We start from the raw sequence: 14,870 nt of genomic DNA on the forward strand, positions 1-14,870 counted from the left end.
GGGTCATGGAAATGCGGGTTCATCGCTACGGGTGGGACCGGGCCGGGCGGTCGCGGACCGGCGGGGGCCACGCGGTAGTCACCGTCTGGCCCATTGCTGGTTGGCCTGTCCGCCGCCGCAGGTCCAGAGCGTGACCTTCGTGCCGTTACTGGTGCCCCAGCCCGAGGCGTCCAGGCACAGGCCGGACTGCACCCCGGTGATGGTGCCGTCGGCATTGACGTTCCACTGTTGGTTGGCTTGTCCGTTGCAGTCCCAGACCACCACCGCGGTGCCGTTGCCGGTGCCCTGACCGTAGGCGTCCAGGCACTTGTCGCCGTACACCATGAGCTGCTTGCCGGCGGTGTAGGTCCACCGCTGGTTGGAGCCGCCCCAGCAGTCCCACAGCTGCACGTCGGCACCGTTGGCGGTGCTGAGCCCGGCGACCTCGAGGCAGCGACCGGACTGTGCACCCACGATCTCGGTGCGGTCCGCTGTGCCGATGCTGCCGGGTACCGATTGCAATGCGGAATACCAGACCGCGGCCATCTTGTCGTATCCGGCGGCGGTCGGGTGGACGCCGTCGTCCAGGTCGGCGGCGGTCAAGGCGCTGTGCATGTCGACCAGGTGCACGTTCTTGCCGGCGTTCACCTTGCTCTGCACGATGCCGGGGATCGCGGCGTTGAAGCTGCTCACCGCCGCATCCCCTTCGCTCCACCCGAGCGGAATGATCTGCGCGACGAACACCTCGGCGTTCGGCGCCGTCGTGGTGATGCGGTCGATCAGTGCGGACAGCCGGTTCGGGGCGCCGGAGACGTCGTGGTTCTGCAGGATGTCGTTGGTGCCGATGTGCAGCAGCACGGTCTGTGGCTGGTGGGTGTTCAGCCAGCCGACGACGTTCGCGTCGATCTGGTCGATACGCCACCCGGGGTGGCCTTCGTGGTCGTGGTCGCCGAGACCTGCCGGCCCGTTGAACTGCGACCCGACGAAGTCCGTGGTGTACCCGCCGTCGGTGAGCTGCTGCCACAGGCCGATCCGGTATCCGCCCGGCGTGGCGGTGCCTTCGGTGATGGAGTCGCCCAGCGGCATGACCCGAACCCCGCCGTTCGACTCCGCGCTGGCGGTATCGATCGGCATCGTCACCATGCCCGCCATGAGACCGAGCGCCACGATCGGTCCGAGCCACCTTGCTCTTGTTCGCATCTTTTGCTCCTGGAATTCGTAGGATCGATTCCGTTCCAGGTGGCCGTAGGGATCCGGGCGGGCTCGGTCTTGCATCGAGCCCGCCCGCCTCAGGTACACCCGAGCCGGATCTGCGTCGTGCCGCTAGCGCTGCAGGGTCAGCAGACCCGGCCGATACGGCAGCGTGCCGTACTCCCCGCCGTCGGTGTCGGGGTCGCGCCCCTGGTAGAGGAACTGCAGGTTGCAGGGGTCGATGGTCTTGGTCTGGTCGGGGTTGGTGCGCACCAGATCGCCGTGGCTGATGTCCCGGGTCCAGGTCGCGCCGCTGTTGGCACTCCCGGCGAAGGGGCTGTTCACGGTCTCGGCCCCGGCCTGCGGTGTCCAGGTGCCGTCCAGGCTGGTGGCCGTGAACGAGCGGAAGTAGCGACCGAAGCCTGTGTAGTTCTGGGCTTCGACGATCATGAGGTACTGGTCCTGGCCCTGGACCTTGTAGACCTCGACCGCCTCGAACAGGTTGAGCGGCGTGTCGCGCATGATCTCCGTGAACGAACCGAAGGTGCCCGGGAAGTCGCCGATGGGCATGCCGGCGCGGTAGATGCCGCCCTCATCGTCGGCGAAGAACATGTACATGTTCGTGTCGTCGCCGATGAGGGTCACGTCGAGCGGGCCCCCCTTCGGGAGGGTGCCCGTGAACAGCTCCTGCTGCTCGGACCAGCCGTTGGGGTCGGTGGGGTCGCTCGAGGTGCGGTAGCCGAAGCTGTACGGCCAAGCCCCGTTGTAGGCGAGCACCCAGAGGTCCTTCGGCGCGAAGTAGAAGAGCGTCGGCGCAATGGCACTGAAGGGCATCGTGTTCTGGGTGGCAGTGGCCATGTCGGACCAGTTCGTGAAGGGGCTGAAGGACATCAGTCCCCAGTTGCCGTCGGGATAGGGCAACGCGCCGTGCGTCGTGGCGTAGACGACGTGCTTGCCGTTGTGGACGACGTGGGTGAAGTCCTTGAGCGATGCCCACCCCGCCTTCGGCTGTGCCAGTGGGCCGGTCGATGTCCAGTGGTACGTCGTCGGAAGCGCGCAGGCGGCGCTGCCGCCGTCGACGCGGACGAGTTGCCACTGCTGGTTGGCGCCGCTCCAGTCGCTGTACTGGACGACAATGCCGCTGTCGTTCGTCGCGGCGTTCTGGACTTCGACCGCCTTGTTGCTGTTGCGGTTGATCAGGCGGACGTAGCCGTTGCCGGAGTCGGCCAGGCGGAACTGCTGGTTGGCACCGCCATGGTCGGTCCACTGGTGAATGGGCGCACCGTCGGCGGTCGACCAGCCGGACACGTCGAGCACCTTGCCCGAGTGCCGCGCTTTGATCCGGTAGTAGCCGCCGCCGGCATCCACGAACTGGAACTGCTGGTTGCCGGCGTTCGTGCTGGTCCACTGGTGAAGCGGGGCTCCGTCGGCGGTGGACACACCGCTGACGTCCAAGGCCTTGCCGCTGTTGCGGTTCACCAGCACGTACCAGGCGGTGGGGTCGGTCGACTGCTGGGCTTGGGCTGTGAACGGTACGAGTGCGGTCGCGGCGGCTCCGGCGAGCACGCCGGCTCCGCCGAGGAGCATCCGCCTGCGGCTCTTAGGGGTTTCCATCCAGGCCATGGTGGTCTTACCTTCCAGGTAGAGCTGGTTTCTGGTCATTCGTAGGATCGGAACCCCCAGGGACCCCGGGTATGGCTGCCATGGTGAAGCCGCTGATGGTTCAGGAGACTTGGCCGCCCGGGATCCGGGCGGGCTCGGTGCGAGACCGAGCCCGCCCGCTACCTCAGGAACACCCGAGCCGGATCTGCGTCGTGCCGCTAGCGCTGCAGGGTCAGCAGACCCGGCCGGTAGGGCAGGAGGCCGTAGTCCATGCCGTCAGAGCTGGGGTCGCGTCCCTGGTAGAGGAACTGCAGGTTGCAGGGGTCGATGGTCTTGGTCTGGTCGGGGTTGGTGCGCACCAGGTCGCCGTGGCTGATGTCGTTGGTCCACGTGGCGCCACTATTGGCCTTGCCGGCGAACGGGTTGCCTTCGGTGTCGGCCTGCGGTGTCCACGTGCCGTCCAGGCTGGTAGCCGTGAACGAGCGGAAGAAGCGACCCTGGTTGCCCATGGCCTCGACGATCATGAGGTACTGGTTCTGCCCTTGGACCTTGTAGACCTCGACCGCCTCGAACAGGTTCGCCTTCGTGTCGCTCATGACGAGGTCGTAGTCCGTGCCGAAGCTGCTCGGGAAGTCCCCGAGGGGCATGCTGGACCGGTAGATCTGGCCTTCGTCGTTGGCGAAGAACATGTACATGTTCTGGTCATCGGCGATGAGGGTCTGGTCGATGGGGTTGTTCACGGGAAGCTCCCCGTTGAAGAGCTCCTGGTGCGGGCCCCAGCTGTTGGGATCGGCGGGGCTGGTCGACGTGCGGTAGGAGAACTTGTACGGCCAGCCCCACTGGTAGGCGAGCACCCAGACGTTCTTCGGGGCAAAGTAGATCAGCGTCGGGGCCACCGGATTGAAGCCCGTCACCATGTTCTGGCCGGCCGAGGCCATGTCGGACCAGTTGGTGAACGGGCTGAAGACCACCGAGTTCCAGGCGTCTCCGGCGTCGTGCGTCGTTCCGTAGACGAGGTACTGGCCGTTGTAGCGGACGGCGGTGAAGTCCTTGAGCGCGACCTGCCCGTTCCTCGGTTCCGCAAGCGGGCCCGTCGATGTCCAGTGGTACGTCGACGGAAGAGCGCAGGCGCCGCTGCCGCCGTCGACGCGAGCGAGTTGCCACTGCTGGTTGGCGCCGCTCCAGTCGCTGTACTGCACGACAGCGGCGCCGTCGTTGGTCGCGGCGTTCTGGACCTCGACCGCCTTGTTGCTGTTGCGGTTGATCAGGCGGACGTACCCGCTGTCGGAGTCGGCCAGGCGGAACTGCTGGTTGGCGCCGTTGTGGTCGGTCCACTGGTGGATGGGCGCACCGTCGGCGGTGGACCAGTTGGACACGTCGAGGACTTTGCCCGAGTGCCGTGCCTTGATCCGGTAGTAGCCGCCGCCGGCATCCACGAACTGGAACTGCTGGTTGCCGGCGTTCGTGCGGGTCCACTGGTGGAGCTGGGCCCCGTCTGCAGTGGACACACCACTGACGTCCAGGACCTTGCCACTGCTGCGATTCAACAGCACATACCAGGCGGATGTGTCGACTGTGGCGGCCGCAGCCGGGCCGGTGAAGGGGTTGAGTACGGTCGCGGCGGCGGCTCCGGCGAGCACGCCGGCTCCGCCGAGGAGCATCCGCCTGCGGCTCTTGAGGGTTTCCATCCAGGCCATCGTGGCCTCCTTACTCGAGGTTCGTCGGGTCATGGAGATGGTGGTTCATTGCTACGGGCGGGAGCGGGCGGTGGCGGGTGTGCCGCCGCGGTCCGGTCCCCAATCGGTCAGCCGACGGAGGCCGCCGCGAGCGCGGCCATGCCTCGAGCCCAGCGGGACGGGATCGAGAAATCGGGTGCGGCCGATGTCATCGGATGCTCCTTAGCTGACGCAGGGACGGGGAACGCCTGTTATCGCTCACATATCGCAAACTAGCTCCGAAACATCTGATGATTTTTCCGGCGATTCGAACTATAGAGAGATCTCGATGTGTAGTCAACGGCTTGACGGAAGTTTGTTGGCACGCCCAGCGTTAAACTGCCGCGTCGAGTCTCTGCACGGCCGCCCCGGCCACACCCAGTGCCGGCATCCGCCCGGAGCGGCCCGTGGACCGTTCACGACGCACCCCGGCGGTGGCCCTGGCCTCGACCTGGGCCACCGCCGGGATACTGCCGAGACACCCTAGGCCGGTATGAGCTGCCACTGCTGGTTCGCCCCGCCGTTGGGGCTCCATTGCACCACCTGCGCCCCATCGGTGGTCGCCTTGCCGTAGACGTCGGCCACCAGTCCGCTGTTGCGGGCGAGGATCGTGTAGTAGCCGTCACCGGAGGGGCGCAGGTACCACATCTGGTTGGTGCCGCCGTTGGCCGACCACTGCTGCAGTTGCAGGCCCTCCGTGCTGCTGCCGGCGTTGACGTCGAGCACTTTTCCAGTGGCGGCGTAGCGCAGGATGTAAGCGCCCTGCGTGGTGCTGATCGTCCACGTGTGCGTGCCGCTCTGCTGGATCGCCTTGGCGCCGTCTGCGGTGGAGTTGCCGGCGATGGCGAGGGGCTTGCCGCTGTTGCGGTTGACGACGCGGTAGGTGCCGGGTGCGGGTCCGGTCCCACCAATGGTGAAGTACTCGACCGCGTCGGTGAAGAGGGTGCTGCCGGACTTCGCCGTCGACAGCACCAGGTACACGCGGCTACCGGTGGCAGGCATGGTGAAGGACACCGGCTGGACGACCCGCGAGCCGAGCGGGATGGTCAGGTTCGTGCTGCCCGACGCGACGACAGCGCCGGTCAGGCTGTCGAGCCTGGCGGTCCAGGTGAAGTCCACCGAGGTGCCGGTGAAGCCGTCGTTGAACACGGTGATGTTGCGGGTGACCGCGGCGTTCCGGGCGTAGTCGGGCACAGCCTGCGGCAGCGGGAAGGCGCCGTTCGCGTCAGAGACGCCGGAGGCCGACCAGTACGGGAGGTCGACCGCGGCCACCGGGTTGAACGCCGCCTGCACGCGCTGGATCTGCGGGTTGCTCCAGGGATCCGGGAGGTTGTCCACGCCGTAGACGGGGCGACCGCCCTCCTCCGGGACGAAGTCGGTGGTCCGCACGCCGGGCACGACGCCGGCCCAGGCGGACAGCAGCGTGTACGGACGCAGGTCGCTGGCGTTCTTGCCGCGCTTGGCCAGGGTCGCCGTGGCGAACCACTCGAAGCCCTGCTTGGTGTTGCATGCCGGCCAGATGTACTCGCCCTCGCCGTCGGGCCGCCCGCTCACGGTGACCAGGCCCTCCCCGTACCTGCCGAAGCCGTCGACGTAGTGCGGGATCACCGCGAAGTTGGCGTACGTCATCCCGGGATAGAAGTTGACATTCCCGCCGACGCCCACCTCGACGATGATCGGCCGGGTGCCGTCGCTGCCGTTCATCGCCGCGTACAGGTCCTTCTCGAACTGCTCGGAATCCTGGCCGCTCTGGTTCGGCTCGTTGGACTGGCTCCAGCGGATGATCGCGGGGTGGTTGCGGTCGCGCAGGACCAGCGCACGGGCGTGGTTGACCATGTTGTCGTGCCCGGCGATCCAATCCTGCTTGCCTGAGGAGCCGCGAATCGCGGTCTCGCCGATGATCATCAGGCCCATCTCGTCGGCGACGTCCAACATGTACGGGCTCGGGGGCTCCTGGTGGATGCGCACCACGTTGAAGTTCAGCCGCTGGTAGTTGTCCACCGCCTGCGGCCAGCCGCCGTTGCCGGACGACGGGGGCAGGAAGCCGGGCAGGGTGTCGTAAGCGTCGCCCTTGCCGCCGTTGTCGACCCGGTCGTAGTCGGCACCCTGGAGGTTGTCGCCGCGGAAGTTCACGCGCACGCCGTTGAGGTAGTAGTACTCACCGTTCTGGACGGCCTCCCGGAACCCGAACCGGTACGCGGCGTCGCTGGTGCGCCCGTCATCGGGTTCCACGCGACCGGCCCGACGGTCACGGTCGCAGTCGAGCGGGCCGGCACGGTGACCGTACGGCTGGGCAGTTCAGGGTAGGTGAAAGCCGTTCCGTTGTCGGACGACAGCGACCCGGTCAGCGTCACCGACCGGGAACTGCCCGACGTGTTCCGCACCGACACGTCGTAGCTCAACGTCTTGTTCGCCACCGACGTGCGCACGAAGGTGTCGCTGACGCACACCGCCGGGTACACCCGCAGGAACGCGGACCGGAAGATCCCCTGCGGGATCGCCTCGCACCAGTCGGCGGCGTCGGGTACCAGGTACCGGCCGTTGGACGCCTTCAACGCGCCGCGGCCCTTCACGCGCACCGTGATCGTGTGGGTGGTGCCGGGCGCCGCGTATGCGCTGATGTCGAAGCTCGAAGGGGTGAACGCCGTCGTCTGGGTGGCGACCACGCGGCCGTCGACCGACAGCGTCGCCTGGTGATTGACGGCGCCGAACTCGATCCAGGTCGACTGCGGCTGCCCCGAGTCCGGCACGGTGATGCTGCGCGAGTACACCGCCTCGTGCACGTCGGTGAATCCTTGTTTGTACCAGCCGCCGCCGGGCACGCTGATCGACGTCTGCGCCCGGCCCACCGGGGTGAAGCTCCACGTTCCGGCAAGATCGACGGAAGCGAGCGCGGCATTGCCTGCCGAGACGCCATCGGTCGCGGCCGCCACGACGGCGGCACCGGCTCCCTCCGGCTTCGACGCGTAGATCGCGACGGCCGGGAGGATGGCCGCACTCTGGAGGAGGCGGCGACGGGAGAGGTTCGGCTGGTCGGGTTGGTCAGGTCGAGAGGCCATGGGGGCTCCTTGGTTCGGGTCCGTTGGAGTGGGGCCGGGCTTGCGGGCGGCCGGAACCTCCAGCTCGAGGACTCCGGCGGCCGTCTCGTTGCTCCTCGTGCCGCCCTGCTTCTCCATCGGCCCCGAGCGGTCAACAGCAATACATCAGACGTCATACATTATATGATAAAATCGAAGATGGTCAATGTCGTGATGTCTGTTCAACTCAGCGTTCCGTCGTCGGTGGTCGCCGTCCGGGCGGTGTCCCAAGGGTGCCGCCACGTGCCCGCCGGTAAGCGGACCGCGCGGCCGTGTGTTCGAATGGCCGGATGGGGAAGAAGCGGAAGCTGGGCCGTTCGGCTGTGCGTTCGAATGGGCGCACGGGGAAGAAGCGGAAGCGCCCGGAACCGCCGAGATTCATCGTGGTGGCGCGGAACGGGTCGATCGAGGTCGGCGTGGAGCCCAAGGGCGCGGACTCGGTGCTGGCGTTCTCGATCGGCCCGCACCCGGTGAACGTGGGCGGGCTCGTGCCGCTCGGGAACGTGCTCGACTGGGAACGGAGCGGACTGAACCCGTGGTTCAACACGGAGTTCGAAGCGGCCGAACTCGACTGGCTGGTGCCGCTGCTCGTGCGGCTCCACGCGGGGGAGGACGTCTCAGACGAGATCAAGTCGGCCTATCAAGAGCGCCACGGCAAGCCGCCGGAAATGATGCGCTGAGTCGATGTACCGAGTCCGATGAACCGCGCCGCATCGCTCTGCCTTACGGCACAGCGGAACCAGCGCAAACGCTCTACTTTACTGCTCGTCGCGCGATCGCACCGATATCCAATAGCGCCGGTGCCCCGGCCCGAGGTCACTCGGTCGGGACACCGGCTTTCCGTCAGTGGTTCTTACCTGGGCGAGGGCGTTGAAGCGCGCGAACGCGCGCCGGCGACCTACGAGGCATCGCCGTACGGCGCGCTTCGCGCGGGCGGCCGGCTCGCCGCGGGTTCAGCGCTCCGGCTTCAGTGGCGGGTGATTCGGATCGAGGAGTCCCTGCTCTTCGAGCCAGGTGTAGATCGGTGTCTCTTGCGAATAGAAGCCCCACCGGTGGTCGCCGGTCGGCGCGAAGCCGCCGAGCAACTGCTGCTGGACCGGGTCGAGGTCGTTCCACCACGGCTGGTTGGGAAGGTCCTCGACCTCGTCGCGGATGCAGATCCAGCGCGGGGTGTAGCCGATGAACGCGATCTTGCGGCTGATGTCGGAGTAATTGTGGGTGGCGGCGTGGAAGAGCCGGCGGTCGAAGAACAGGGCGTCGCCGGGCTCGCCGGTGACCTCGATCGCTCCCTCGGGCTCCGGCCATTCGATGTCGCGCCGCGGGGGGCCGTCGATCCGGCTCACTTTGTGGGAGCCGGGGATGATCTTGGTGGCGCCGCGTCCGGTTTCGGAAAGGTCGGACAGGAAGAAAGCGAGCTTGACCGCCAGTCTCGGCTGCAGCTCGGTCTCGATGTCGTTGTTCTGTCGGCCGCCGTCGCGATGCCACTTGAAAAGGAACGGCTGCTCTTCGCGAATCGGCGGGTTCAGGTCCACATGGGAGTGATGGACGTGAATGTTCCAGCCTATGATCGACCAGACGTAGTGGAATGCCTTGGGATGATTGAGAAGGTCGGCCAACTCCGGCGCGGCGGTGACGGCGCTGAGCCGGTGCATACCACCGTTCGCGTTGAGCCGGTTGGCCTCGCGTTCTTCGGCGTAGACACGGTCGAGCACCTCGCTGTACCGTGCGACCTCATTGGCGTCGAGCATTCCCCGGATCATCAGGTAGCCGTCGCGGTCGAATGCTTCGCGCTGCTCAGGGGTGAGCGCGGCGGCGCGGAGTGCGGCGTTCGCGGTCATGGAAATGCCTTTCAGTCGACGCAGGGGTTCTTGGGGTGTTGTATGGAATACGCCCGAGAGGATCGCCGACGTTGTCTCGGGCGCGGCGAATTCTTGCGATTACTTGCGGTTACCGCATTGCTCGGAAAGGGGACAGGTCCCTATCGGTCATTAGAGAGTCTTTGATCCCGATTCGATCCGGCCGGAGCTGTCGAGGGGTAAGACGGGAATCGAGGCCGGCCGGCCCGGCGCATGGTCGACTCCGGGCCGATGATCACACCGAGCCAGGTGCCGACATCGCCGCCCGGGAAGCGAGAGGCTCCCGGGCGGCGATCCGTGTGATCGTGTCAGAGGCGTTGGAGGTTGAACAGCTGGTTGGCGCTGCCGGTGCGGTTCCACTGGGAGATGCGGGCGCCATCCGCAGTGGACTGGCTCCACACGTCCATGGCGAGGCCGCTCTGGCGGTTGACGAAGCCGACGGTGCCGCCGCCGTGGTCGACGACCTCCCACTGCTGGCCGGTGGCATTGGAGGTCGGCTGCTGGGTGATGTCGGCACCGGTGCCGGTGCCCGACACCTGCAGGACCAGGCCGGAGTGGCGGGCCCGGATGCGCCAGTACCCGCTTCCGGCGTCCACGAAGTCGAAGTGCTGGTTCGCGCCACTGTGGAGTGACCATTGGATCAGAGCCGCCCCGGCGGCGGTGGAGGCGGCGTTGATGTCGGCCGCCTTGCCGCTGTGCTGGGCCACCAGGCGGTAGTACACGCCCGGCTCGACCGGCCCGCTTTGGCCGCCGCCGGTCTCGGTGGGCCTGCGGGACAGCGCCATCGCCTGGTCGACGCTCGGCAGCGGTTTGAGCCGGTAGGTGTAGGAGTAGTCGCGGGTGGGGAACAGCTTGTACTGGTCGAGCGGCTGCGCGCCCCAGCTGTTGTCGCCGCCGACGCCCGTCTGCCGGTAGTTCAGCCGCAGCACGACGTCCTGGCGGCGGGTCAGCTGGTAGTCGTGGCGGGCGCCGGTGGACAGGTCCTCCGGCGTGAAGTGGGAGGCGTTCGCCTCCAGCAGCGGCTCACCGGCCGCGAGCAGGCCGCGGCCGCTGCCGTCGACTAGGGCGATCCAGCGGACGTCGGTCTTGTTGCCGTTCTCCTGCGGCCGGATGTAGCCGGTCCATTGGTCGGACACTGTGGAGGAATAGCGGCCGACGTCGGTGCCGGTGCGGCGGTCCCAGTGGTTCTCTTCGGGCCCGCGGCCGTAGTAGTGCATCTGCTCCAGCGCGGCGGGCAGGAACAGCATCGTGCCCACTTCCGGGATGTAGGGCAGGCTCGACGCGCCGGGGTGGAGGAAGCCGTCCACTCTGATCTCGCCGTTGCCGTAGATGGTGTACGTCGTACGGAAGGTCGACTGCGTGCTCGTCGGCAGCGTGCCGGTGACGGTGATCCGTCGGGACCGGTCGGAGGGCCGCTCGAGGACGACGCCCGTGACCGTGCGGTTGCGCCCGGCGGCCCGCCAGGTGCCGTTGCGGGTCGGATGGCCGTTGCCGCGGTCGTTGTCGGTGGGGGCCCGCCAGAAGTTGGGGACCGGGCCGGCGTTCACCAGCCGCATGCCCATCGCGTCGAACGAGATGATCTCGCCGGTGGTCCTGGAGACGGCGACGCTGAAACCGTCGCCGGTGACGGTGAACCGGTCGCCGGTCTGGGAGTCGGTCAGCGTCGGCACCTGCGCGAGCGGGAGCGGGACGACCGGCGGGCTGTCGAAGCCGACCGGGAGCTGCTGGGCGGCCACCTCGTGTCCGGCGTCGGCCCAGGCGGTAGCGGACTTGAGGGTGAACGACAGCTCGAGGAAGTGCTCGGTGCCGGGGGCGATCTGGGCCGGGCGCTGGATCGGCACCCGGATGGTCTTGTTCGTCAACGGGGCGATGTCGAGCTGCGCCGCGGTGAGGCGGCCGCTCTGGACGACCGTGCCGTCGGCGACCAGCGACCAGGCGCCGTCGAACTCGTTGACGTTGTGGAAGGCGTACTCATTGGTGATCCGGACGTCGCCAGCGGCGATGTTCGTCCCGGCGGTCGCATTGATCGCCTGGTAGACCCGTTTGACCTCGGCCGCCTTGCCGGCCGGCTTCCGGTCGGCGGAGACGATCCCGTTGGCGCAGAAGTTGCCGTCGTTGGGGTTGTCGCCCCAGTCGCCGCCGTAGGCGAGGTAGGTCGCCCCGCCGCCGAGCGGGATCGGCCAGCGCAGGCTCTGGTCGGCGAAATCCCAGATGAACCCGCCCTGCAGGATCGGGTACTGGCGGATGACGTCCCAGTACTCCTTGAAGCCGCCGTTCGAGTTCCCCATCCCGTGCGAGTACTCGATGAGGATGTACGGCCGGGTGTCGCCGGTGTCGAGGGCGCGGTCGCGGATCCCGGCGGCGGTGTTGTACATCTGCGAGCGGACGTCGCTGACCTCGCGGCGGTTGTCGCCCTCGTACTGGACGATGCGGGTCGGGTCCCCCGTGCGGATCCAGTTGCGCATCGCGACGAAGTTGGAGCCGCCGCCGGCTTCGTTGCCGAGAGACCACATGACGACCGAGGCGTGGTTCTTGTCGCGGTGGACCATCTGGGCGGCCCGATCGATGCACGGGGCGGTCCACGCCGGGTTCGACGTCGGATACTGGCCGAGCACGCCGTGGGTCTCCAGGTTGGCCTCGTCGACGACGTACATGCCGTACTCGTCGGCGAGGTCGTACCAGTCCGGGTGGTTCGGGTAGTGGGCGGTGCGGACCGCGTTGATGTTGAGGCGCTTCATCAGGGCGATGTCGCGGATCATGTCCTGGCGGGTCAGGGCCTGGCCGCGGTCGGGGTGCATCTCGTGGCGGTTGGTGCCGCGCAGCGAGACCGGTCTGCCGTTGATGCACATCAGGCCGTCCCTGATCGCGAACTCGCGGAAGCCGACCCGGGCGGAGACGATCTGGGTGACGGCGCCGGAGGGGTCCCGCAGCTCCAGCACGGCCGTGTAGAGGTGCGGCTGCTCGGCCGACCACAGCTTCGGACCGGGAACGGCCTTGGACGCCTTGGCGGTCGCGTCCTGGCCGGCCGGCACCGAGCCGACGTCGATCTGCGAGCGCAGCGGCTCTGCCCAGACGGCCTGCCGGTTCGCGTCGTAGAGCCGGGTCTCGACCGTGTAGGTGCCCGTCTGGGTGGTGCCCCTGCGGCGGACGGCCACCGCCACGGACAGGTCGGCGTTGGTGTAGCCGTCACGCAGGGGCGTGTCGATCTTGAAGTCGCGCAAGTGGACGGTGGGAAGGGAGTAGAGGTAGACGGGGCGGAAGATCCCGGAGAGGCGGATCATGTCCTGGTCTTCCATCCAGTCGCCGTCCGGGAAGCGGTAGACCTCGACCGCGATCAGGTTGGACCCGGTGAGGACGTGATCGGTGATGTCGAATTCGGAGGGTGTGAAGGAGCCTTCGCGGTAGCCGACCTTGGTGCCGTTGACCCACAGGTAGAAGCCGGACTTGACGCCTTCGAAGTGGAGGTGGACGCGGCGGCCCTGCCAGTTCGACGGGAGCGTGAAGGTCCGGCGGTACTGGCCGACCGGGTTGAACCGGGTGGGTGCGAACGGCGGCTGGGCGTTCTCGTTCTGGCCGTTGGCGCCCCACCAGGGATAGGTGACGTTGGTGTAGATCGGGAAGTCGTAACCGGGCAGCTGCCAGTTGGAAGGCACCGGCATGGTGTCCCAGTCGCTGTCGTCGCGGTCGGTGCGCCAGAACTCGGTGTCGCGGTCGGCGGGCCGGTCGGCGTGCTGGAAGCGCCAGTCGCCGTCGAGGCCGAGCCGGTGAGGCGAGACGGTGCGGTCGGCGTTGAGCGCCTGCTGGAGGTCGGCGTACGGCATGAAGGTCGCGTGGGCGGGCTCGGAGCCGACCTGGAAGATCCCGATGTTGTTGTTCCACTCGGGGTGTCCGTTGGGCGGGTCGGTCCAGGCGGCCGTGACCTCGTCGGCGACGGTGTCCTCTTGGGCGGCCGCGGGCTTGGCCGCCATGGGGATTGAAGCGCTCCCAAAAGCGGCGATGCCGCCCCCGAGGAGGGTTCGGCGGCGCGTGCGGACGCGCTTGACGGGTTCTTCGGACATGGCGGTCTCCTTGGGACTTCAAGCGCGCCGGAAAGGGTTGGGCGCTATCGAACGGTTCGGAGCCCCCGGCTTAAGGGCTGTCTGAAAGCTGCTTCTCCTTGTGTGCCATGGAGATCAACGCTTCCAATCGAAGTTCATCGATGCAACGGTGTCCTTATGGTACTTACATATGACGTATGACGTCAAGCGATCATCGCAATCATGGATAAAAGACGCGCCACAGCAGACTCAAGCGCCCGTCGGGGCACGGTCATCCGATCTTTAAAACCGATGCGGTGAGGTTGCCGCCCAGGCCCGCTGACCGGACGAGGCGGTCAGCGGTCGTAGGCGAGGCGGGCCTGGCGGGGGACCGGGCCGAAGGCGCCGGCCTGGAAGTCTCGGAACGCCTCGGCGATCTCGGTGCGGCTGTTCATGACGAACGGGCCGCCGAAGGCCACCGGTTCGTGGAGCGGCGTTCCGCTGTAGACCATGACACGCGCGGGCGCGTCGCCGTCCGGCACAATCAGATGCAGCGACGTCTCGCCCGCGCCGGCGACGGGATCGGACCAGCCGGTCTGCCCCGCCGCGACCTCGCGGCCGCCGATGAGCGCCCGGCCGCTGATGACGTGCGCGAACAGGCGATGCTCAGCGGGAACGGCCAGATCATAGGACGCGAGCGGATCGATCGCGGCGACCAGACCCTGCACCGGCTGGTGGGTCTCGGCCGCACCGGTGACCCCGTCCACGGTGCCGGCGTGGACGTCGAGGACGACACCCGGAGCGCGGACATGGCGCATCGCGCCGCGCGTGACGTCCTGGTACCGCGAGTCGGTCATCTTCTTGGCGCGCGGCAGATTGAGCCACAACTGCAGCACATGGGCGTGCTCGTTGCGGTACGCCAGTTCGCGGTGGATGATCCCCTTCCCGGCGGTCATCCACTGCACTTCCCCAGGCTCGAGGGCGCCCGCGTGACCGAGGTTGTCGCCGTGCTCGAGCACGCCCTCGACCACGACGGTGACCGTCTCGAGCCCGCGGTGCGGGTGCCACGCGAAGCCGGGGCTGGAGAACCAGTCCTCGGCCATGATCAGGAACGGGTCGGTCAGGGCCGGATCGGTCGGGGCGAAGGCGAGCGCCTTGTCGTCGACCTGGGCGTCCGGGCCCAGATGCCGGCTGCTTTCCACTCGGTTCAGCGTCCGCTGGTACATGCCGCTCCTCAATCCTCGGCGGGCGCGAGGCCCGTGCTCTGGTCCCCGGTCACGTCGCCGACGGTGGAGATGCCGAACTGCATGGCCTTCAGCCTCTCGAAACCAGTAGTTGATGCATCATGTATCAGGCCCAACAAGATCCCGCGCGGCGTTATTCCGAGCGAATTCCGAAGGTAGGATGCAGCTTTCCTTATAGATGATTCCGGGG

Annotated in this window: 7 protein-coding genes and 1 pseudogene; 1 reads left to right on the plus strand and 7 read right to left on the minus strand. The window is 67.5% G+C overall.

Annotated elements, in window-relative coordinates:
• Positions 1-78: 78 nt before the first annotated feature.
• The 4 genes and pseudogenes from AB0I03_RS15335 to AB0I03_RS15350 all read right to left on the minus strand — a co-directional run bounded on the left by AB0I03_RS15335 (position 79) and on the right by AB0I03_RS15350 (position 7,546).
• Positions 79-1,179 (minus strand): ricin-type beta-trefoil lectin domain protein, encoded by a 1,101-nt coding sequence (locus AB0I03_RS15335; RefSeq protein WP_360412439.1) that lies wholly within the window; start codon positions 1,177-1,179, stop codon positions 79-81.
• Positions 1,180-1,302: 123 nt separating this feature from the next.
• Positions 1,303-2,757, minus strand: a complete 1,455-nt coding sequence (locus tag AB0I03_RS15340; RefSeq protein WP_360413075.1) for a non-reducing end alpha-L-arabinofuranosidase family hydrolase — start codon at positions 2,755-2,757, stop codon at positions 1,303-1,305.
• A gap of 233 nt (positions 2,758-2,990) precedes the next feature.
• Complete coding sequence (locus AB0I03_RS15345) at positions 2,991-4,460, minus strand: non-reducing end alpha-L-arabinofuranosidase family hydrolase (protein ID WP_360413078.1); 1,470 nt, start codon at positions 4,458-4,460, stop codon at positions 2,991-2,993.
• A gap of 510 nt (positions 4,461-4,970) precedes the next feature.
• Positions 4,971-7,546: pseudogene (locus AB0I03_RS15350) on the minus strand (RICIN domain-containing protein).
• Between the two features lie 404 nt (positions 7,547-7,950).
• On the opposite strand from AB0I03_RS15350, the gene AB0I03_RS15355 reads away from it, so the two are divergent.
• Complete coding sequence (locus AB0I03_RS15355) at positions 7,951-8,244, plus strand: hypothetical protein (RefSeq protein WP_360412442.1); 294 nt, start codon at positions 7,951-7,953, stop codon at positions 8,242-8,244.
• Between the two features lie 273 nt (positions 8,245-8,517).
• Here the strand turns inward: AB0I03_RS15355 and AB0I03_RS15360 are convergent, their stop codons facing one another.
• From AB0I03_RS15360 to AB0I03_RS15370, 3 genes are all read right to left on the minus strand, one after another.
• On the minus strand, positions 8,518-9,402 hold the full coding sequence (locus AB0I03_RS15360) for a phytanoyl-CoA dioxygenase family protein (RefSeq protein ID WP_360412445.1): 885 nt from the start codon (positions 9,400-9,402) through the stop codon (positions 8,518-8,520).
• 326 nt (positions 9,403-9,728) lie between these two features.
• On the minus strand, positions 9,729-13,478 hold the full coding sequence (locus AB0I03_RS15365; RefSeq protein ID WP_360412448.1) for a glycoside hydrolase family 2 TIM barrel-domain containing protein: 3,750 nt from the start codon (positions 13,476-13,478) through the stop codon (positions 9,729-9,731).
• A gap of 314 nt (positions 13,479-13,792) precedes the next feature.
• Positions 13,793-14,638 carry a pirin family protein gene (locus AB0I03_RS15370; protein ID WP_360412451.1) on the minus strand — a complete coding sequence of 282 codons (846 nt, stop codon included), beginning with the start codon at positions 14,636-14,638 and terminating at the stop codon, positions 13,793-13,795.
• Positions 14,639-14,870: the final 232 nt, after the last annotated feature.

It is taken from the genome of Glycomyces sp. NPDC021274 (assembly GCF_040641195.1).
In the GTDB taxonomy this organism is placed as follows: Bacteria; Actinomycetota; Actinomycetes; order Mycobacteriales; family Micromonosporaceae; genus Glycomyces.

Bases quoted from the DNA above. Each gene is read 5' to 3' on its own strand.
- AB0I03_RS15335 (WP_360412439.1), bottom strand. From the start codon at position 1,179: ATGCGAACAAGAGCAAGGTGGCTCGGACCGATCGTGGCGCTCGGTCTC.
- AB0I03_RS15340 (WP_360413075.1), bottom strand. From the start codon at position 2,757: ATGCTCCTCGGCGGAGCCGGCGTGCTCGCCGGAGCCGCCGCGACCGCA.
- AB0I03_RS15345 (WP_360413078.1), bottom strand. From the start codon at position 4,460: ATGGAAACCCTCAAGAGCCGCAGGCGGATGCTCCTCGGCGGAGCCGGC.
- AB0I03_RS15360 (WP_360412445.1), bottom strand. From the start codon at position 9,402: ATGACCGCGAACGCCGCACTCCGCGCCGCCGCGCTCACCCCTGAGCAG.
- AB0I03_RS15365 (WP_360412448.1), bottom strand. From the start codon at position 13,478: ATGTCCGAAGAACCCGTCAAGCGCGTCCGCACGCGCCGCCGAACCCTC.